At 62.1% G+C, this 20,180-nt stretch carries 20 protein-coding genes and 1 other RNA gene; 10 read left to right on the forward strand and 11 right to left on the reverse strand.

From position 1 onward, the window contains the following. The 3 genes from C8K44_RS23315 to C8K44_RS23325 all read right to left on the reverse strand — a co-directional run. A partial coding sequence (locus tag C8K44_RS23315; RefSeq protein WP_109578168.1) for an autotransporter outer membrane beta-barrel domain-containing protein occupies window positions 1-3,107 on the reverse strand: 3,107 nt, incomplete at its 3' end. Window positions 3,108-3,445: 338 nt separating this feature from the next. Then, the gene (locus tag C8K44_RS23320; RefSeq protein WP_109578169.1) at window positions 3,446-4,402 is read right to left on the reverse strand and encodes a DUF2950 family protein; all 957 of its coding nucleotides are present in this window, start codon (window positions 4,400-4,402) and stop codon (window positions 3,446-3,448) included. A 22-nt stretch (window positions 4,403-4,424) separates the two neighbouring features. Then, a complete protein-coding gene (locus C8K44_RS23325) occupies window positions 4,425-5,873 on the reverse strand; it encodes a DUF3300 domain-containing protein (RefSeq protein WP_109578170.1) in 1,449 nt (482 codons plus the stop codon). A 355-nt stretch (window positions 5,874-6,228) separates the two neighbouring features. Between C8K44_RS23325 and C8K44_RS23330 the strand changes: the two genes are divergently transcribed. Next, window positions 6,229-6,588: a hypothetical protein gene (locus C8K44_RS23330; RefSeq protein ID WP_109578171.1), complete on the forward strand. Its 360-nt coding sequence runs from the start codon at window positions 6,229-6,231 to the stop codon at window positions 6,586-6,588. Window positions 6,589-6,591: 3 nt separating this feature from the next. On the opposite strand, the gene msrB is transcribed toward C8K44_RS23330, so the two are convergent. After that, window positions 6,592-6,996 carry a peptide-methionine (R)-S-oxide reductase MsrB gene (gene msrB / locus C8K44_RS23335; protein ID WP_109578172.1) on the reverse strand — a complete coding sequence of 135 codons (405 nt, stop codon included), beginning with the start codon at window positions 6,994-6,996 and terminating at the stop codon, window positions 6,592-6,594. An 89-nt stretch (window positions 6,997-7,085) separates the two neighbouring features. Further along, window positions 7,086-8,276: a VWA domain-containing protein gene (locus C8K44_RS23340; RefSeq protein WP_109578173.1), complete on the reverse strand. Its 1,191-nt coding sequence runs from the start codon at window positions 8,274-8,276 to the stop codon at window positions 7,086-7,088. A 228-nt stretch (window positions 8,277-8,504) separates the two neighbouring features. On the opposite strand from C8K44_RS23340, the gene C8K44_RS23345 reads away from it, so the two are divergent. Further along, a complete protein-coding gene (locus C8K44_RS23345) occupies window positions 8,505-9,572 on the forward strand; it encodes a GH25 family lysozyme (RefSeq protein ID WP_109578174.1) in 1,068 nt (355 codons plus the stop codon). Window positions 9,573-9,611: 39 nt separating this feature from the next. Here the strand turns inward: C8K44_RS23345 and C8K44_RS23350 are convergent, their stop codons facing one another. Then, window positions 9,612-10,058 carry a GNAT family N-acetyltransferase gene (locus tag C8K44_RS23350; protein WP_109578175.1) on the reverse strand — a complete coding sequence of 149 codons (447 nt, stop codon included), beginning with the start codon at window positions 10,056-10,058 and terminating at the stop codon, window positions 9,612-9,614. 264 nt (window positions 10,059-10,322) lie between these two features. Beyond that, complete coding sequence (locus C8K44_RS23355; RefSeq protein ID WP_109578176.1) at window positions 10,323-11,162, reverse strand: MoxR family ATPase; 840 nt, start codon at window positions 11,160-11,162, stop codon at window positions 10,323-10,325. Between the two features lie 425 nt (window positions 11,163-11,587). On the opposite strand from C8K44_RS23355, the gene ssrS reads away from it, so the two are divergent. The 4 genes from ssrS (at window position 11,588) to C8K44_RS23375 (ending at window position 14,203) form a co-directional block, all read left to right on the forward strand. Next, a non-coding RNA gene (ssrS, locus tag C8K44_RS23360) (6S RNA) lies at window positions 11,588-11,743 on the forward strand. Window positions 11,744-11,866: 123 nt separating this feature from the next. After that, window positions 11,867-12,454: a 5-formyltetrahydrofolate cyclo-ligase gene (locus C8K44_RS23365; RefSeq protein ID WP_109578177.1), complete on the forward strand. Its 588-nt coding sequence runs from the start codon at window positions 11,867-11,869 to the stop codon at window positions 12,452-12,454. 8 nt (window positions 12,455-12,462) lie between these two features. After that, a complete protein-coding gene (locus C8K44_RS23370) occupies window positions 12,463-13,287 on the forward strand; it encodes a TIGR00282 family metallophosphoesterase (RefSeq protein ID WP_109578178.1) in 825 nt (274 codons plus the stop codon). Between the two features lie 151 nt (window positions 13,288-13,438). Next, a complete protein-coding gene (locus C8K44_RS23375) occupies window positions 13,439-14,203 on the forward strand; it encodes a TerC family protein (protein ID WP_109578179.1) in 765 nt (254 codons plus the stop codon). A gap of 86 nt (window positions 14,204-14,289) precedes the next feature. Here the strand turns inward: C8K44_RS23375 and C8K44_RS23380 are convergent, their stop codons facing one another. Beyond that, window positions 14,290-14,652: a hypothetical protein gene (locus C8K44_RS23380; protein ID WP_109578225.1), complete on the reverse strand. Its 363-nt coding sequence runs from the start codon at window positions 14,650-14,652 to the stop codon at window positions 14,290-14,292. A gap of 11 nt (window positions 14,653-14,663) precedes the next feature. Then, the gene (locus C8K44_RS23385; protein WP_109578180.1) at window positions 14,664-15,149 is read right to left on the reverse strand and encodes an SRPBCC domain-containing protein; all 486 of its coding nucleotides are present in this window, start codon (window positions 15,147-15,149) and stop codon (window positions 14,664-14,666) included. 51 nt (window positions 15,150-15,200) lie between these two features. On the opposite strand from C8K44_RS23385, the gene C8K44_RS23390 reads away from it, so the two are divergent. Beyond that, window positions 15,201-15,524: a metalloregulator ArsR/SmtB family transcription factor gene (locus C8K44_RS23390; RefSeq protein ID WP_109578181.1), complete on the forward strand. Its 324-nt coding sequence runs from the start codon at window positions 15,201-15,203 to the stop codon at window positions 15,522-15,524. 23 nt (window positions 15,525-15,547) lie between these two features. Here the strand turns inward: C8K44_RS23390 and C8K44_RS23395 are convergent, their stop codons facing one another. After that, on the reverse strand, window positions 15,548-15,892 hold the full coding sequence (locus C8K44_RS23395; RefSeq protein ID WP_109578182.1) for a helix-turn-helix domain-containing protein: 345 nt from the start codon (window positions 15,890-15,892) through the stop codon (window positions 15,548-15,550). A gap of 129 nt (window positions 15,893-16,021) precedes the next feature. On the opposite strand from C8K44_RS23395, the gene C8K44_RS23400 reads away from it, so the two are divergent. Both C8K44_RS23400 and C8K44_RS23405 read left to right on the forward strand, forming a co-directional pair. Next, on the forward strand, window positions 16,022-16,729 hold the full coding sequence (locus C8K44_RS23400) for a glutathione S-transferase family protein (protein WP_109578226.1): 708 nt from the start codon (window positions 16,022-16,024) through the stop codon (window positions 16,727-16,729). A gap of 329 nt (window positions 16,730-17,058) precedes the next feature. Further along, on the forward strand, window positions 17,059-18,438 hold the full coding sequence (locus C8K44_RS23405) for a GGDEF domain-containing protein (protein ID WP_158282782.1): 1,380 nt from the start codon (window positions 17,059-17,061) through the stop codon (window positions 18,436-18,438). A gap of 9 nt (window positions 18,439-18,447) precedes the next feature. Here the strand turns inward: C8K44_RS23405 and C8K44_RS23410 are convergent, their stop codons facing one another. Beyond that, a complete protein-coding gene (locus tag C8K44_RS23410; protein WP_109578184.1) occupies window positions 18,448-19,254 on the reverse strand; it encodes an MBL fold metallo-hydrolase in 807 nt (268 codons plus the stop codon). 165 nt (window positions 19,255-19,419) lie between these two features. On the opposite strand from C8K44_RS23410, the gene C8K44_RS23415 reads away from it, so the two are divergent. Continuing rightward, a complete protein-coding gene (locus tag C8K44_RS23415) occupies window positions 19,420-20,169 on the forward strand; it encodes a YebC/PmpR family DNA-binding transcriptional regulator (protein ID WP_109578185.1) in 750 nt (249 codons plus the stop codon). The last annotated feature ends 11 nt before the right edge of the window (window positions 20,170-20,180 follow it).

Here is a 20,180-nt window from a genome sequence, read left to right on the forward strand (position 1 = left end):
TTACCGACGGCAGCGCCGGCGTAATATTGCGCCTGCGCGCCGGTGACCGGGCACTGGAAGTTCTGCGAGGCGTCCTTGCAGAACACCGTCTCGGGGGCCGGGGCGGGTTCTGTCCAGTAGCGGTTGCCGACACGCTGCTGCATGGTCGGCACCGCCGCCAGCGCAAGCAGGTTTTGCGGATAGACCTCGTAGATCGGAACGCCGGGCTGATAGCGGGGCTTCGGCGGCACGGGCGGGACGGGGCCGGGTGGGTTGGGGATCGCCAGCGAGCGCAAGTACCAATTCTGATCGCCGCTATCTGCACCGACGCCGTTGAAGTGAAGCGTGTAGGCATAGGCGCCACCGACCACCGCCGGCTGACCGTCCTTGGTGATGTAGTCGCCGGCCAGCGTGAACGCGGTGGATTCGGACGTCGCGCCATTGATGGTGTCGACGACCAGAATGCCGTTGGCGACGGTCAACGCACCCGGACCGGTGGTGTTCTTGACGATGAGCGTGGTGTCGCCCGTCGTCGTCCCGCCATTGATGACCAGCATGTCCGACGGTGCCCCATCAGCGCCGAGATAGGTGTTGAGCCCTATCTGGCCGCCTTCGCCGACATAGTTGACGACGGTCAGCGTCTTGTAGCTCGCAAGCTGCGTGGGATCACCGGTCGGCGGCGTATACTGGATCAGGCTCGGATCGTTGAGGAGATTGGTGAGATTGGAATTGCCGGTCATGATCCAGAGGCTGTCGTTCAGCATCCTGACGTTGGATACGCTGCCTACAGCGGTGAAAGCCGAGCCGGTCACCGTCGAGCCGTCCAGCAACACGTTTGCCAGCCCCGGCATGGCGCCGGGCGCCGCAGGTGGAGGGAAGGGGCCCATCGGTGGCGGCAACGGATCATCGGGTCCGATCGGGTCCGGTATTCCCGTTAATGGGGGTTCAGGTGCTGCAAGCAGCGGGAAGTTGTCGATCGTGCCAACGCGCAGCCACTGTCCACTGCCGCCGGCAACCGTGCCGGTCAGGGAGACATTTCCCGCTCCGGCGACGCCGATGGTCGGGCCGCTGACGTTGCGCAGCAGGCTGTTGGCGAAGATGGCGTTGGAGACGGGTCCACCTTCGCCGACGACAAGCAGCGCCGAGGCCTCGGCCCCGATCGCTGTCACCCGCGTATTGTTGCCAACGATCAAGCCACCAGCTTGCGCGACTGATCCATGTGCGATCGCGCCCGTAGCGAGGACCACGGTGTCGTTCATGGTGACCGAGGTCGGGTTGTCGCGAGACAGCGCGCCATGCGCGCCGATGCCCTCGGTGAAGACATTGCTTCGGTTGGCGATTACCGCAGCTTCGCCGCGGCCGGTGATCGGGCGCGTGCCGTAGTCCCCCAGCGTCGCCCGCAATCCGACAGCGCCTTCGCCATGGGTTGTTATCGCGCTGTCGTTGACCGTGAGCGTGGCCTTTTCCACCGGCACGTCGTTGCGCGCCTGGGCGGCGGCGCCATGTGCGAACAGGCCAGACGTATCCACCGTCACGCCGCTCGCCGTCAGGTTTGCGGGAAATTGCGCACCTACCTGTTCAGTGACCGAGTACAGGCCGATACTCCTCAGACCCAGCGTCGTGATCGAATTTCCGTTCAAGATCATCGTGCCGCCATCGTCTGCGACAGCGCCCATCGCGGTAATGCCGGTGGTCAACAATGTCGTATTCGTCGACGTGAGAACGCCACCTGGATTCCGCGCGCCAAGCGCATGCGGAAATGACGCTTGCCGGACCGCATCCCCGTGGGTCGTAACCGTGCCGCCGTTCAGCGTGATCTGGCCGCCACCGTCGGCAAGCACGCCTATCGCGTTGTCGGGGCCAGAGGTCGTCACCACCACATTGGTGGCGACAACCGCACCGCCGGCCGCATAGATGCCGGGAGAATCACGCGCTGTCGTTGTCGTGGAGCCCCCGATCATGGTGGCGGATCCTCCAGTGACGACCCGTAGCCCGTAGCCTATGACACTTGGCGAAGTGCTGCCGGTAATTGCGGTACCGGTCAGGGTAACTGTCGAGCCCGCGTCCTGGACGGAAACGCCGTGATTGTTGTTGGAAATCAGAGTGCTGTTGGTGACGGTGGCCTGGCCGCCGCCGAAGATGAATGCAGCAGGGGCGCGGGCGCCGTCGACCGTGATGGTCGAACCCGAAACGGTCGCTTGCGAGCCGGCGTCCTGGACCGAGAACCCGACGCCCCGGAGGCCCGTCGCATCGATGGTGACACCGCTCAGATTAAGGACACCACCGGATAGCGCCCGCGCCGCCGAGGACGGATCGGCGTCGGTGGCGGCAGTGCTGCTGGACGCGATCGTACCGCCGGTCAGGGAAACCAGGCCGCCGCTTTCGGCTCGCGCGCCGCTTGCAAAAAGGCCAGAAACGCTGATCGCAATGCCAGTGCCAACGATCTGGCTGCCGGCCCCCGTTGCAAACAAGGCATGGCTGCCGACCTGAGCGGCTGTGTTCTGCGCGCCTGTAGTGATCACCTGAGCCGCATTGCCAAGTGTTACTACACCGCCGTTTTGGGCCAATACACCGAAAGAGCCTCTCGACAGAGTCGAGATCGTACCGCCCAGATAGCTGATCTGACTGCCTGCGGCGGTCGCCACCAAACCATGGTTGGAAACGCCGTTCGCACCGCCCAGCATCGTGATAGGCGTGTTGGACAGATTGAGGATGCCGCCGCTTTCGGCGATCGCCCCTGTCAGATTGTTCGCCGTCGTCGTGCCGTTAGGCGGTCCAATCGTGATAGCGGACCCGCTCGAGCTGATCGTGCTAGCCGTTCCATTTGCCCGCAAGCCAACCTGACCTGCGGAATTTGCCGTGGTTGTTGCGGTCGTCAACAGCGTGCTGCCATTGAAGATGATGGTGGCGCCCGCCTGCGCCAATGCGCCTGTGGTGCCTGCCGCGGCAAGGTTGACGGTGATACCGCCTCCGACGATCTGCCCAAGCGCGCCAGACGCATTCAGGCCGATGGCATTGGCCGGGGTGACAGTGATGATCGTTCCAGGAGGAACTGTACAAGCCGTGCCAACGACAACAGCCGGATTCGGGCAAACCTGGGCAAAAGCGGTCAGAGGAAATATTGCCATAGTGGCAAAGACAAATGCCACCGCCCGCGGCCTAAGCGCAAATGGAATGAGGTTCTTTGTAGTTTTCTTCCGGAACCTGATTCGAGGCATGCACTGAGAGTTCACGAAAGACCTCCGGCGACCCCCATCAATCCAACGAGAGCGTGCGCGTATATCTTTAAATGCGCAAGTGCTCCTGACGATGGCAGATACATGGAAGGCCGGGTGTTGCTTTTAGGCACTTGCTAACAACTTTCAACCGAGGCCGTGGCAATAGATGATCGCCAGCCGTTCGGCACCGCCGCTAGCGGTATCGAACGGCCGGAAGACCGCGCCGCCAAACGCTGGCGAGCACTTACTCAGTCACCATTGCTGACGACATCCCAGCTGTCATCAGGGTTGAAGCGGTCGATGTACTTGACGATGTCTTCGGTCGCGGGGCCCAGATCAACTTCGTAGACGATGCCCTGCTGGTTGATGGCGAAGGTCTTGACGCCCGTCTCGGCATATTTGACCGGCCACGCTATGAGACCAAAGCCGGCGATCATGTTGCCATTGATGACGTAGTCATGAGCGCCGCCGGCGATATGATCGCCCTGACCGGTCAGGATGCGGAAACGATAGCCGAAATAGCCTTCGCCTTGCTTGGCCTTGTCGAGCGCCTCGGGATCGACGAGGTCGCCGGCAGGGCTGTCGCCAGCTCCAAGCTCGGCCGGCCAGTAAAGGCCGTCCGTCAGGCCCTCGCTGCTGATCAGCTTCTGGGCATATTCCAGCACGCCGTCGCCGTCATGGTCGTCTTGCGCATACTCGTTCTGCGCGTCGAGGTAGCCGCGCATGGTTTCGATCGCCTGGAGTTCATTTTCGCCGACCCGGCGGTTGATGATCTCCTCCAGCCCGGCAAAGGTATCGAAAGCCCATTTGCCGTCGCTGCCCTTGGTGATGGGGAAAGGCAGCGGCCAGAGCCTTTCGCCTATGTTGAGTATCGTGCGATCGCCAACCTCCTTGGCGACGACCTGTTTTGCCGCGCCTTGCCTGATCTGCTCGAAGGTGTCCAACGTGTCGTTGTCAGTCCTGAGCTTGGCGGCATCGAGGCCGAGAACTTTCGCCAGATCATCCAGCTTGTCGTTGGCGAGCGCGGCCTTGAAGGCCTCCGTTGCCGCCGCCGGCGTGTCGAAGACCGGCGGATCTTCCGCCGCCGCGAAGGCCGAAATGTCGATGTCGTCTTCGGCGAAGGCCGGGGCCGCGAGTGCCAGGCCAGTCAGAATTCCGGCCGCGCAAACCGAGCCGAGCAACATGCGATGAATGGACGTTTTCATGATCTTGTTCCTTCATCCGGAATTAGCGACGACCACCTCGGCCACCACCACCGCGACCCATGTGACCGCCGCCACCGCCGCCACGCGAAATGTGATGACCGCCGCCACCACCGCGCTGGCCGCCGCCCATCGATCTTTGTCCGCGGTTGGACTGGATCTGGGTGACTTTGCCGCGATTCACGTTGCCAAGGCCCGAGGGATTCCTCGGACGGTTATCTGCCCTGGCGCCAGGCTTGACCTTGCCTGAGGGACGGTTGGCATTGGGCCGGTTGATGTTCGACTTGTTGATGTTCGGCCGGTTGCCGGCGTTCGGTCTGTTTCCCGCGTTTGGCCTGTTTCCGGCGTTTGGCCTGTTTCCGGCGTTTGGTCTGTTGATATCAGGGCGGTTGGGGTTGGCCCTCGCCGCCGCCAGGTTGCCTGGATTGTTCTTCAGGCCTTGGAGCGTACTGTTGCGAACGTCCTTGATATTGCCGGCATTGCCCCGAATCCCGTTCGGGTGTTCGCTGCGGATGCTGGCCGCCTTGTTGCGGATCGAGTTGTTGCCATTGCGCTCGATGTTGTTCTTGATGTTGGCGCGGTCGAATTTCTGGAGCTGGTTCCTGTCGATGTTGATTTTCGAACGGTCCACGTTCTTCCAGTCGACATCCTTCAGGTTGATCTTGCCGTTGATGTTGTTGAGGCAATTGTTGCAGTCGATATCGACGTCGCCACCCCAGCGGCCACCCCACACACCCCAGTCATCCCAGTCGACGGCCGCGGCCCAGATTGCGCCCGTTACCGCGGCTGCAAAGAAGGGTGCGGTCGGATAGTAGTAGCTGGGATAGGGATCTGGGTAATAGCTGATCGGGGCCGCAGCGTAATTGGGCTCGTAAAGCATTTCCGGCTGGTATTGCGGAACGTAGATTTTCTCCGGGCTTGCCGACTGGATGATGACGTTGTCGTTGTCGTTGACGACCTTGATCTTGTCGTCGGACTTGATGATGTTCTTGGCGACGGCCTCGTCGCGCAATTGCTGGATGGCGACCAGCACGTCCTTTTGCTGATAGGCGAGCGCATCGCCCAGCGACTGGGTCCATTCGAGATCGTCGCTCATCATCTTGACGATCTGGGGATAGTTCAGCAACGAAATGACACTGCCGTCCCAGCTGTCCTTCGGCTTGAGATTCTTGTCCTTGGCGTATTGGTCGAGATAGCGCGACGCCTCGACAATCTGCAGCGGATAAAGCGCTGCGCCCGAGATTACCGCGACCAGCTCGTCGGGATAAAGCGCGATCCGCGCCACCAGAACTTCAAGCTCGTCTTCGGTGAGGGGCGTCGGGGCTTGCGTTTGCGCGGTTGCGTCAGGCGTCGTCGCTGCAGCCGCAGTTGTCTGATCTTGGGCAAATACCGGGGCTGAGGGCCCTGCCACGAGCATTAGCAGCGCGATGGCGCCAGCATAGCCAGAATGTAACAAAAGGAGTCCCCTGCTCATGATACCACCTCCACTGCTGCCTTCCGGCCTGGATAGATCTCTAGCTCGTGCGCATCGCGCGGCGACGTCTTGAACGTCGCTCGCGGATATGGTTTTGGCAAGGGGGCATCTTCTTGGCGTTACTGCAGCCAGGGTCGCCAATGAAATCGGCGAAGCCTCGAAGAGGGCTGATGTTCAGGAGTTCAATGGTTCGTTGTCTCGCCAGGCGTGGACATCGCCTGCGAAAGTCCTTGCCGCGACTGCAGAATTCCCAGTGCTCGCTCTTGTAGAGACAACGCGGACGATGCCCTGCTAGGATAGTGCGATGAGCCCGCTAGTCAGTTGCGGCTCGCTACCAATGCGACGAGGTCGGGGAATGACCAGTACAGGGCAGTTCCATCCTTCTGACAACACCGCTCCTGTTGGCGGACAAGGCGGCATTGCCGGCTTCTTTTCCAGGCGCTGGAACGGAGCGGTTCCGCTCGGGCAGCTGTTCTGGCGCGACATGGTCACGGTCGGAAGCCTGATCAATGTGGCAAGCACGATCGCCGCGCTGGCCATCCTGGCCGCCAAGATGCCGGCGCTGCTGGCGGTCGCCGTCCACCTGATCCCGCTGCCTTACAATCTGTTTCTCTATGGCAGCGTGTTGCGCAGCGCCGATTTGGCAGGCACGCCAAATGCCAGTGCGCTGAAGATCGGCGCTACGCTGTGGATCATCCTGGCCAGCCTGCTGTAAGGCTCAGGCGGCAGGCTCGAAATTCAGCGCCACGCCGTTGATGCAGTAGCGCAGGCCGGTCGGCGGCGGGCCGTCTGGAAAGACATGGCCGAGATGGCTGCCGCAGCGGGCGCAATGGCATTCCGTGCGCACCATGCCGTGGCTGCGGTCGATGGTGTTTTCGACCGAGCCTTCGACCGGGTCGTTGAAGCTCGGCCAGCCCGTGCCGCTTTCGAACTTCAGCTTGGATTCAAACAGTGGCTGGTCGCAACCGGCGCAGGTGAAGGTGCCGGCGCGCTTTTCGTACAGCAGCGCGCAGCTTCCCGGCCGCTCGGTGCCATGGTTGCGCATCACCTGATACTGCTCGGGCGAAAGCAGCGCGCGCCATTCGGCATCGGTGCGCGTGACGGGATAGGTCTTGGTGTCCATGCTATGGTCTCCCACGCTTTGTCTTTTTCTTCGCACAGATAGTTACGAGTGTTCCCTGCTGACAGGGCATCACTTCACGGTGAAGCGCATCAGTGTCTGCGCGACAGCTGCCTGGTCGCGGCTTCAAGCCCGGCCAGCGTCAGCGGATACATACGGTTGGAAAATATCTCGGAGATCATCTTGACCGAGCTGGTGTAGCCCCAGTGCTTTTCTCGTGTCGGATTGAGCCACACGGCCGTGGGCCATTGCGCGAGCACACGGCGCAGCCACACAGATCCCGGCTCCGGATTCCAGTGCTCGACCGAACCGCCGGCGTAGGCGATCTCGTAAGGGCTCATCGAGGCGTCGCCGACGAAGATGACCTTGTAGTCATGGCCGTATTTGTGCAGCACGTCGAGGGTCGGGATCACCTCTTGGTGACGGCGGCGATTGTCCTTCCACACGCCTTCGTAGAGGCAATTGTGGAAGTAGAAATATTCAAGCTGGCGGAACTCCACGCGTGCCGCCGAAAACAGCTCCTCCACCACCTTGATATGGTCGTCCATCGAACCGCCGACGTCGAAGAACATCAGAAGCTTGACCGCGTTGCGCCGCTCGGGCCGCGTCTTGACGTCGAGATAGCCATGGTCGGCGGTGGCGTGGATGGTGCCCGGCAGATCGAGCTCTTCGTCGGCGCCCTCGCGCACCCAGCGGCGCAGGCGCTTGAGCGCCACCTTGATGTTGCGCGTGCCAAGTTCGACGGAGTCGTCGAAATTCCTGAACTCGCGCTTGTCCCACACCTTCACGGCACGGCGGTGGCGGCTTTCGGCTTGCCCGATGCGCACGCCCTCGGGATTGTAGCCATAGGCGCCAAAGGGCGAGGTGCCGGCGGTGCCGATCCACTTCGAGCCGCCCTGATGGCGGCCTTTTTGCTCTTCCAGACGCTGCTTCAAGGTCTCCATCAGCTTTTCGAAACCGCCAAGTGCCTCGACCAGCTTTTTCTCGTCCTCGCTCAGCGTCTTTTCCGCCAACCTGCGCAGCCATTCCTCGGGAATGTCAGCGACATTGACAGCGCCCTCCCCGGCAATCGCCTCGACGCCCTTGAAGTAGTGCGAAAAGACCTGGTCGAAGCGGTCGATATGGCGCTCGTCCTTCACCAGTGCAGCGCGGGCCAGGTAGTAGAAGCCCTCGACATCATAGGTGACGAGATCGGCGTCGAGCCCTTCGAGAAGGGTCAGATATTCGCGCAGCGACACCGGAACCTTGGCCGCCTTGAGCTCGAGGAAGAAGGGTATGAACATGGCGCGCACTCTGCTTCGGCACGAGCCGGCAGGCAACCCCGTTCGAGCTTAAACGGTCAGGGCGCATAGCCAGGGCAATCACGTTCGGCAGCGTTGCAACACCCAGAATCTAATTAAAGTAAAAATCGGATTCAGTCTTTTTTGGTAATTTCCCGTTAGCAAATCAAACAGTGGGGTCCGGGGGCTGAGTCTGGCTGTCGGTCGGTCTTGTTTTGCGTACGGGTAACAATGCGTCTTTCAGCTGCGTCAGCGATCCTTCTCGCCAGCATGGCCCTTGCCGGCTGCACCTCCAGTTCGGGCCTTGGCGGCCTGATGGAACAGGCTTCGCCATCCCTGGAAACAACAAACTCGGTGGTCAGGCCCTCGGCCGACGTCGCGCCGATGGTCGCGCAGGCGCCCCAGCCGGCGATGCCCGTCCCGACGCAAACAACCGAGGTCGCCGCGCCGCCAGTGCAACTGGCCATGGCAGTGCCGACACCGATGCCCCAGGTCCCGATGCAGCCGGCCATCGAGCTTGAAAACATGCCCGTGCCTGACGCCAAGCCGATCGCGCTGATCGCACCGTCCAACCCGATGAAGGCGACGCCGTTCGCGCCGGGCCAGATCTATGGCCGCCGCTTCCGCGACGCCAAGCCGATCAACTTCGGCAAGGCCATGTCGCCCAAGAACTTTGCCGTCCACGGCGTCGACGTCTCGCGTTGGCAGGGCGAGATCGACTGGCCGAAGTTGCGCACCCAGGGCGCCAACTTCGCCTACATCAAGGCCACCGATGGCGGCGACCATCTCGACCCGATGTTCAGGAAGAACTGGCGCGCCGCCGATGCCGCCGGGCTGCGCCGCGGCGCCTACCACTTCTTCTACTGGTGCCGCACCGCCGGCGAGCAGGCCGACTGGTTCATCCGCAACGTGCCCAAGGTCGCCGGCGCGCTGCCGCCGGTCATCGACGTCGAATACAACGGCGAGTCGAGCTGCAAGCGCCGCCACAGCCCCGAAAAGATCCGCGAGAAGATGCAGGTCTTCATGGACAAGCTGGAGCGTCATTACGGCCAGCGCCCGGTCATCTACACCGCGCCCGACTTCTACCGCGACAACCTGCGCGGCCACTTCCAGAATTATCCTTTCTGGCTGCGCGCCGTGGCCGAACCGCCCTCCAAGGTCTATCCCGGCCGCAACTGGGTGTTCTGGCAATATTCGGGGTCGGGCCTGTCGCATGGCGTCGACGGCAAGATCGATCTCAACGTCTTCCGCGGCAACGAGGCCCAGTGGCACCAGTGGGTGTCGAAGTCGGCCGGCTAGGTTGCGGCCGCTCGAGGCGGCCGCTGACCAACTGAAGGTCTATATCAAGTCATACTCGATGAAGCCGGTGCGGCGGGCGACGCGGTCGTAGAGCTTGCGCGCCGTGGCGTTGGTCTCATGCGTCATCCAGTAGACATTGGTGACTCCGAGCTTAGTGGCTTCCGCCTTCACCGCCGCAATGAGCGCGGCACCCACGCCCTTGCCCCGCGCCGCGGGGTCGGCGAACAGGTCCTGAAGATAGCAGTTGTTGGCTTCGGACCAGCCCGAGCGATGGTAGAGATAGTGGGTCAGCCCGACTGCCTTGCCGTCGACGACGGCGATCAGGCCCTTGGGCTCGAACTCACCTTCGGTGAACAGGCGTTTCCAGGCGAGCTCGTAGATCTTCTCCGGCAGAACCGTGTTGTAGAAATCGAGATAGGCCGTCCATAGCCGGCGCCATTCGGCGTGGTCGGCAAGCTCAAGCGGGCGGATGGTGATGTCGGTCATCGGGCGTTGCTTTCATAACTGCGTCTGTTGCGCGGAACCTGCCCGAGCGGCGATGCGTCGCCAACAGTCCAGAGCGCAAAAAGCGTTGTCCGGGCGGCGGCGCCCTTACCCCCACCCCTAACCCCTCCCCACAAGGGGGAGGGGGATCTTCATCATCGCTGCTGCCAAATCCTTTGAAGGCCGGATCCAGCCTGTGCCGAAAAGTCCCCCTCCCCCTTGTGGGGAGGGGTTAGGGGTGGGGGTACCTTCAACGTGGGTATTCGATCACCCCTGCCTTCTGGCCATGAATGCCAGGCGCTCGAACAGATGCACGTCCTGCTCGTTCTTGAGCAGCGCGCCATGCAGCTTGGGCAGCGCGTTCTTGGGATCGGCGCGGAGGTCTTCGGGTGCGACGTCATCGGCAACGAGCAGGCGGATCCAGTCGAGCGCCTCCGAGGTCGAGGGCTTTTTCTTGAGGCCCGGCACCTCGCGGATCTCGTAGAACTGCGTCACGGCCGCGCGCACCAGGTTCTGCTTGATGCCGGGATAATGGACCTCGACTATTCTGTGCAGCGTGTCGACGTCGGGGAAGCGGATGTAATGGAAGAAGCAGCGGCGCAGGAAGGCGTCGGGCAGTTCCTTCTCGTTGTTTGACGTGATGATGACGATCGGGCGTACATCGGCCTTGATCGTCTCGCCGGTCTCGTAGACGAAGAACTCCATGCGATCGAGTTCCTGCAACAGATCGTTGGGAAATTCGATGTCCGCCTTGTCGATCTCGTCGATCAAAAGCACGACCTTCTTGCCGGCGGCGAAGGCGTCCCACAGCTTGCCGCGCTTGATGTAGTTCCTGATGTCGTTGAAGCGGCCATCGCCGAGCTGGCTGTCGCGCAGGCGCGACACCGCGTCATATTCGTAGAGGCCCTGCTGCGCCTTGGTGGTGGACTTGACGTTCCATTCGATCATCTCGAGGCCGAGGCCCGATGCGACCTGACGCGCCAGTTCGGTCTTGCCCGTGCCCGGTTCGCCCTTGACCAGAAGCGGCCGTTCGAGCGCGATCGCCGCGTTGACCGCCAACATCAGATCCTTGTCGGCGACATAGGCCGACGTTCCTTCAAAGCGCATGCGAAACTCCAAAATTCGTCGGTGGGGACACTAGGGAGGTGCGGGCGATGGGGCAAGGTCGGTAGCGATACCGGTGTTCTTCGTTGGCAACGTGGCAATCTGCGCAAACCGTCACCGTCTCATTTCTTCGCACCCCCCTCTGCCCTGCCGGGCATCTCCCCCACAAGGAGGGAGATTACTCACCTCCACAGCGGCCCTCATCTTGTTAGATCGCAAGGCGTTAGCAACCTTGGTGATTGGCTACGGCGCCGATGAAGGCGTGATCTCCCTCCTTGTGGGGGAGATGCCCGGCAGGGCAGAGGGGGGTGCGAAGAAGCGGGCCGTCTAAGGTTGGGAAACTTCTTTCGCACGCACCGCATAAATATCGTCGCGCGAACGGCCGTATCGCCATGGCGCATCGCAACCATAGCGCCTATATTGGCGGTGACGGTCTGCGCCTCGCGGCAGGAGAGCATTTTCCCCGGGGCCTTAACGATCCTTAGGGAGCTGTCCCTGGGAGGACCCGTGGGTTCTTTCATACGGCGCCCACCTACTTTGTAGGTCTCCGGGATCGACTTCTTCACCGGTTGCGTGGATCGTCACCTTCCCCCTCCAAATCAATCCTGTTTGGCCCCCAACCGGGCAACGCGGCAACATCCTTGGTTGCCGTGGCGACAAATGATGTGCCAAACACTGGCGACGACAGGAGAATGGGGCACACGGGCATGACTTCCCATCGCGAGATCAAGAAGCAGTTGCGCAAGCAAGCGCTGGCCCGCCGCGACGGGCTCGACGAATTCTGGCGCATCGAGGCCTCGCTGGAGATGGCCGAGACCGCGCGCGACAACCTGACGTTCGAGCCCGGAACGATCGTTTCGGGGTTCTGGCCGATGCGATCCGAGGTCGACGTCAGGCCTATGATGTTTGCGCTGCGCGAGCACGGTGCGCGTCTTTGCCTGCCTGCGATCCTCGACAAGCACACCATCGTTTTCCGCGAACTGGTGCGCGGCGCGCCCATGGTCGACATGGGTTTCGGCACTGTCGGCCCGCATGAGGAAGCCGAGGTGCTCGACCCCCAGATCATGCTGGTGCCGCTGGCCGCCTTCGACGCGCGCGGCCACCGCATCGGCTACGGCGCCGGCTACTACGACCGCGCCATCGCCAAGCTTCAGGACAAGGGCATCGAACCCAGGCTGATCGGCATCGCCTTTGATTGCCAGCAAGTCGAGCGCGTGCCCGACGAAAACCACGACGTGATCATCCCCGAAATACTGACCGAAAGCGGGTTGCGCAGCTTCGCCCCTGAATTGTAGATGATTTCATGAGACTTCTTTTTCTAGGCGACATGGTGGGCAAGGCTGGACGCACTGCGGTGTGGAACCAGTTGCCGGGCCTGATTTCGGATTTCCGGCTCGATTTTGTCATCGTCAACGGGGAAAACGCCGCCGGCGGTTTTGGCATCACCGAAGAGATCTTTCGCGAAACGTTGAATGCCGGCGCCGATGTGGTGACCACCGGCAATCACGTCTGGGATCAGCGCGAGGCATTGGCCTTTGCGCCGCGCGAGGAACGTTTCCTGCGCCCGGCGAATTTTCCCAAGGGCACGCCGGGCCGTGGCTCGGGGCTGTTCATCGCCAGGAACGGCGCCCGTGTCCTGGTGTCCAACATCATGGGCCGGGTGTTCATGCATCCAGAACTCGACGATCCGTTCCAGGCCGGCGAGCGCGAACTGTCTGCCTGCCCGCTGGGCGAACAGGCCGACGCGGTGGTGATCGACTTCCACGCCGAGGCGACGAGCGAAAAGATGTGCTTTGCGCATTTCGTCGACGGCCGCGCCAGCCTCGTTGTCGGCACCCATACCCACCAGCCGACCGCCGACCACCAAATCCTCAATGGCGGCACGGCCTACCTGACCGATGCCGGCATGTGCGGCGACTATGATTCCTCCCTCGGCATGGACAAGGAAGAGCCGCTCAACCGCTTCCTGTCCAAGGTGCCGAAGGGCCGCTTCGAGGCGGCCAACGGACCCGCGACGATCTGCGGCGTCGGCGTCGACATCTCCGACCGCACTGGTCTTGCCGAGCGGATTGCACCATTGCGTCGCGGCCCTCGGCTCGAAGAAACCGTACCTTCCTTCTGGTCCTGACATTGACGAGGGGCCAGTGGACACCTACTTGCCCGCCGCACGTCAGCAAATGTTAGAGCACGGCGCGTCCGTTCGGACGTGCGTCGCTGCACGGGCAGCAGCGGCCGCCGGTCGCTCGTATGTTATCTAGAAGAACAACGGGGACACATAGATGATCGAATTCCTGACGCCGTATTTCGGCTTCATCAACGATCCGACTGCCTGGGTGGCGCTGCTGACGCTGATTGCGCTCGAGGTCGTGCTCGGTATCGACAACTTGATCTTCATCTCGATCCTGACCAACAAGCTGCCGGAACACCAGCGTGCCAAGGCGCGGCGCCTCGGCATCGGCGCGGCATTGATCATGCGGCTGCTGCTGCTTGCCACCATCTCCTTCATCGTGGCGCTCAAGGAGCCGATCTTCGAGGCCTTTGGCCATGGCTTCTCCTGGCGCGACCTGATCCTGATCGCCGGCGGCCTGTTCCTGGTGTGGAAGGCGACCAAGGAAATCCACCACTCGGTCGACCCAGTGGACAACACCACCGAACTGGCTTCGCGCACGCTACAGCTTTCGCTGGGCGCCGCGATCTTCCAGATCCTGCTGCTCGACCTGGTGTTTTCGGTCGACTCGATCATCACCGCAGTCGGCATGACCGATGAGATTGGCATCATGTACATCGCCGTGATCGTGGCGGTGACGGTGATGCTGCTGGCCGCCACCCCGCTCGCCAACTTCATCGAAAAGAACCCGACCATCGTCATGCTGGCACTCGGCTTCCTCTTGATGATCGGCATGACGCTGATTGCAGACGGCTTCGGCTTCCACGTGCCCAAGGGCTACATCTACGCCGCGATGGGCTTCTCGGCTCTGGTCGAAGGGCTCAACATGCTGCAGCGGAACCGGCGCGCGAGACAGCGCGGCGCCGACGGCCACTGACCAGAACGAAGAACGGCGGGCCTGGTGCCCGCCGTTTTCATTTCAGCCACCGATTTCAAGTCGGCCTGGCCAACAAGCCGGCGCCGTCACCAGGCGTCGGGCTCGCGCACCATGTGCACGATGTTGGCCGGGTTCATGATCCAGCCGCCACGGAAGCTGTCGCCCAGCGGCTCGATCGGGTCGCAGCGCACCGCGCCGGCCTCGCCGAGTTGCTTGAGTGTGCCGGCGAAATCGGGCGTGAACAGCTCCAGCCAGACTTCGGCCTGGCTCATGGTCGGCGCCTCGTCGATCCAGAGCTGGTTCGGACCGAGCTTGAATCCAACCGCAGGCGCCTTCTCCGGTATGCCTTCGAGGCCGACCACGTCGCGGTAGAAGGCGATGGTCGCCTGGTACTGGTGGGTCGGCACCTTCATGGCGATGTTGATGCCGCCTTCGATCCTGGCACTCATGTTGTCGCTCCTCACTTGCGTTCGCTTGTCGTCGGCAGTTCGCCGCGCATCTCGCTTGGATAAAAACCCTCGCGCAGGTTGATGCCGTATTCGAGCCAGGCCTTCATCGCCGACAGCATCTCGGCCCAGCCCTCGCAATTGCCGTAGGAAGCCTTGCGTCCGACTTCGTCTTCGACCCAGCCGGATTCGCCAATGGTGACGAAGGTAGCGCCGTCCTCGAGCACCTCGAAACCCATCTCGATCCTGGTCTTGTAGGCAGGCTGGCCCTCGGCCACCTCGGCATCCCAGCGCAGCACGATGCGTTTGTCCTGTTCGATCGCTTCGACCTCGACCGGCACCGAACCCCACCATGTGACCTTGGTGCCGGCAACGAGCGGCGCACTGGCACCGCGCAGGGTGGTGAAATAGGCGCTTAGCTTCGTCGGGTTGACGACCGCGTCGAACACCTCGTGGACGGGCTTGGCTATGCGCCCCGAAACCTTGAACCCTAAGGACATTGTGAACCTCCTATGCTTGCAGTTGGCGAGAATGTGTTATAAAAACATAACATGTCAAGCGATTCGAAAGATGACAATGTTTTCAAGGCACTAGCTCATCCGCGCCGGCGCCTGATGCTCGATTGCCTGAAGGACGGCGCGCTGACCACGGGCGCGTTGTGCGAGCGCTTCGACGACATGGACCGCTGCACGGTGATGCAGCATCTGAAGGTTCTGGAGGAGGCCGATCTGGTGGTTGCCCGGCGCGACGGCCGGGAGCGCTGGAACCACCTCAATTCACTGCCGATCAAGCAGATCCACGACCGCTGGATCAGCGAATATGCCAGCCACGCAATGTCGATTCTCGACCGGCTGAAACTCGACCTGGAAGGCTGAAACCGGCCGGTGCCCGTTGCGGCCTAGGCGACGTTGGCCTTGCGCGCCTCGATGGTGGCACCGTGCTGCTTGCCCCAGTTGGCGAGCGGCACCAGCGCGTCGTCAAGCGACTGACCGAGCGGCGTCGCCGAATACTCGACACGCGGCGGCACCTGGTGGAACACCTCGCGGTGAACGAGGCCATCGGCTTCCATCTCACGCAGCTGCTGGATCAGCATCTTCTCGCTGATGTCGGGCACCAGTCGCTTGAGCTCGCCGAAGCGGCGCGGTTCGGTATGCACCAGCCACAGGATCAGCGCCTTCCATTTGCCGCCAATGACCTGGAAGGCCGGGCCGAGGCCGCAACTTTCTGGTTGGGTCTTTGCCACGAAATCCTCAATTCTTACTTTGAAGTCAGTGCCTTACAAATTTGTATGTACTTGTCGGCGCAAAAGCAATGCATAGGTTTCGTGCCATGCTGCGAAATGTATCGCGGTCCGATTTCGAAAGGACAAGACATGGAACCTGTACTCTTCTACGGCGTGCCGCATGGCTGCTCGTTCGGCTCGATCGTCGCCCTCGAATGGCTCGGCCAGCCCTACCGCCTGCACCGCATCGACATGCTGGCCGACAAGCCGGGCGGCGCCTTTGCCAAGGCAAGCCCTTTTGGTCAGACGCCGGCCCTGCTCGTGGGCGGCGGAGGCGCGCTGAGCGAGAGCCTGGCGATCCTGCACCACATCGCCGCACGTGGGCTGGACAAAGGGCTTGGCTTTGCCCAGGGCACAAAGGAGTTCGACCAATTGAACTGGATGCTGTCTTATCTGCATACCTCGTTCCACTCCAATCTCGGTCTTGGCTGGAACGCGTTCAAGCTAGGCAAAAACGACAAGGCCGGCCGCGAACTGTTGCGCACCATGGCGCGCGAAAAAGCCGCCAAGGACTACGCTTATCTGCAGTCCCTGCTCGACGGCAGCGAATGGCTTGTAGGCGACCACAAGACCGTTGCCGACGCCTACTTCATCGGCATTGCCCGCTGGGGCGAGGATCTTGGCCTGTTCGATCTCGCCAAGGAGTTTCCACGCCTGCACCAGCACATGGCCAAGCTCGAGGCCGACCCGGCAGTGATCTTTGCCCATGCCATCGAAGACGAGAAGCCGGCGACCTCTACTGGTGGCTTCCGCGGCCATGCCGCCTTGCGGGAACTGGACACCCGGCTGGCAGCCTAGTGGACGACACCGAGAACCGGAGCCGATTTTCGGAACGGACCAAGCTTTGGAAATGCGGCCGAACGTACAGAGGCTCTCCCGTGGTTTCGCGGGAGAGCCTTCGTCGTTTGCATTTGAGCAAACCTCGCCGAACCGCCAGAGGGCCGTCGTGAGTTCCCGAAGCCGCTGCGACTCATTCAACAGGTCTGGCAAGCGTTAAGCGGATTTGAACCGCTGCCTGCAACGAAGGAGGGTCTTCAACAGGCATATTAGGAACGGCTATATCTAGAACCATGTCTGCAACCGAAGCAAAGAGCCAAGTTGTCGAGTCGCATGCGACGCGATCCGTGGTGGGCATTTTGATTGTCGGCGTTGTGGTATTCGCGGCCTCGCTGCTAGGAATTCTCACGCGTCCGGTCGGCTTTCTTGCCAACGTCTGGCCTGCCAACGCCATCCTGCTTGGCATCATGGTGCGCAATCCTCGGTACGCCGGCCTCGCCGGATGGGTCGCGGCGTTCATCGGCTATGTCGCGGCTGACCTTGTGACCGGCGGCACCTGGTTCATCACGCTGTGGCTGTCCGCGGCAAACACGACCGGCGCCATTACCGGCTATCTGTTGTTCCAGCTCGTCAGCGAAGACGACCGCAAATTGCAGCACTCGGTTTCGGCCCTCTATCTTTTTGGCATCTGCCTTGCCGCAGCGGCCGCGTCTGGTCTCGTAGGCGGAGGGGCTGCGAACCTGCTGTTCGACCGCAACTTCCGGACCGGGTTTACGCTTTGGTCGGTTGCCGAACTCGTCAACAACCTGGTGATCTTGCCGGTCGTACTGACATTTCCGGGATTTCGGGCGCTGTCTCATCTCTGGCGGCTCTCCGGCGTCCCCTCTGTGGCCGCCTTGCGGCGTAGCGCGCCGTGCGTTGCCCTGTTCGTGTCGGTCGCCGCAGGCGTGCTGATGGGAGGCCCGGGGGCGATCGCTTTCCCTATTCCCGCCCTGTTGTGGTCCGCCCTCACCTACAGCCTGTTCACCACCTCGGTGCTGACCATGCTGTCATGCATTTGGCTGCTGCTCGCCATTCCAGCTGGCCTGGTTGATATGGGAACCCAGGCGGATCTGTTTCGCTCGCTCGATTCGCTGCGGCTGGGTATCGCGCTGATGGCGCTCGGACCGCTGACGGTGGCGAGCGTCAATACCGGTCGCAAGAATCTGATTGCGCGGCTCCAGCACATCGCAGATTACGACGTCCTGACCGGCGCACTCTCCCGAAGCGCCTTCTTCGAGCGAGGGCAAGCCAGTCTCGATGAACTAATCCCCACGCGTGGCAACATCGCCGTCCTGATGCTCGATCTCGACTACTTCAAGCGCATCAACGACCTCCATGGCCACGGTGCCGGTGACGCCGCGCTCAAGGCATTCTTTCCATTGGTGTCGAAAAATCTGGGTGCGGACGACCTGTTCGGCCGCCTCGGTGGCGAGGAGTTCGCCGTGCTGATGCCGGCAACGGCGCTGGCGCAGGCAACCGCCGTGGCCGAACGTATCCGCATGTCGGTGGACGCTGGCGAAGTTTCGATGCCGTCGGGCACGCCGCTGAAATTCACGGTGAGTATCGGCGTCGCTGCATTCGAGACCGAGCCCAGCACCTCCATCGATGCGATGCTGGCGGCAGCCGACAAGGCGCTTTACAAAGCCAAGGCCGGGGGACGCAACCGCGTGCTGGTCCACACGTCCTGACTCCGGTGCTCAGACGCCGTCGAGAACGACGATAGTCGGGCGATTTGGCAGCGACCTCAGTGACACCTTGAGCGATCGGCTGGGCCGGAATTCGACGGCAAAACCATCGCCCATCAGCGACGTGAACTCGCCGATCGGGGTCGAATGCCGGTGCATCGGCAGGATCATCGACGAATATAGCCGGGTGGTGATTTCGGTCATCGCGTCGATGGACAGCGTCATGCCGCCGTCGATCGGCACCATGACCACGTCGAGCCGGCCGATGGCGCCATAGTGCGCATCCTCGAGCCGATGATGGAGATGGCCGAGATGGCCGATGCACAGGCCCGCGACCTCGAAGATGAAGATCGAGTTGCCGTCCCGCTCCATCTCGCCGAAGCGCCTGATGTTGGTTGGAACGTTGCGGACATAGACGTCGTCGACCACCAGCGCATGCTTCGCCGGCCCGCCGTCGGGGTTCCAGCCGCGCAGCACATGTTCGATGCCCCGGTCGGGCAAGTCGGTGTAATGGGTGCGGTGCGCCTTGTTCATGGTGACGATGCGCGGCAGCGGGTCCGAGCCGTAGAGCCCGCTATAATCCGTGGCGATGCGCACCCCGCCCGGCGTTTCGATGACATAGGTCGAGTGGCCGGCATAGGTGATGGTGACGTCGCCATCGACAAATGCCTGGGCCGGCGTGAAGCTGGCATAGGTGGCCTCGGGCAGCCCTTGGGCGATGGCCGTGCATTTGCTGGGAACCGGATCATCGGCCGCGCGTGTGGGCAGCGATCCAAAAAACAATGCGGCAAGGAAAGCGGCGAACAGGCGAAGGGGCATGGCGCTCTCAGGCGTTCGGGGCAGCAACGCACTATCTCAGCCACTTCGGGCAGCGCGGAGTCACGTTTTCGCGAGTTGCGGAAATTCCAAACGCTGGACGTATTGAGCCGATTTATCTATAAGGCGGCCCATTCCAACACTGCCGAAGCGACAAACAGGGGTCCCATGGCCGGCCATTCACAGTTCAAGAACATCATGCACCGCAAGGGCCGCCAGGACGCGGTGCGGTCCAAGATGTTCTCAAAGCTCGCACGCGAAATCACCGTTGCAGCAAAGACCGGCGTGCCCGACCCCTCGATGAACCCGCGCCTGCGCCTTGCCGTGCAGAACGCCAAGGCCGTGTCGATGCCCAAGGACAACATCGCGCGCGCCATCTCCAAGGCCTCGATGGGCGATGCCGAAAACTACGAGGAAGTGCGCTACGAGGGCTATGGCCCCGGTGGTGTCGCGCTGATCGTCGAAGCACTGACCGACAACCGCAACCGTACGGCTTCGAACGTGCGCGCCGCCTTCACCAAGGCCGGTGGTGCGATGGGCGAAACCGGCTCTGTGTCGTTCATGTGGGACCGCGTCGGCGAGATCGTCTATGAAGCCAAGGCCGGCAGCGCCGACAAGGTCATGGATGCGGCAATCGAGGCCGGCGCCGACGACGTGCAGTCGGACGAGGACGGCCACACCATCACCTGCGCCTTCGAAAACCTCGGCGAAGTCTCCAAGGCGCTCGAAAGCTCGCTCGGCGACGCCGAGTCGGTGAAGATCATCTGGAAGCCGCAGAACAACATCCCCGTCGACGAGGAACGCGCGCAGTCGCTGATGAAGCTGGTCGGCACACTGGAAGACGACGACGACGTGCAGAACGTTTACGCCAACTTCGAGGTCGACGAAGCAACGCTCGCCAAGCTCAGCGCGGCGTAAGCAAGTCCAAA

The organism is Aminobacter sp. AP02, assembly GCF_003148805.1.
Lineage (GTDB): Bacteria > Pseudomonadota > Alphaproteobacteria > Rhizobiales > Rhizobiaceae > Aminobacter.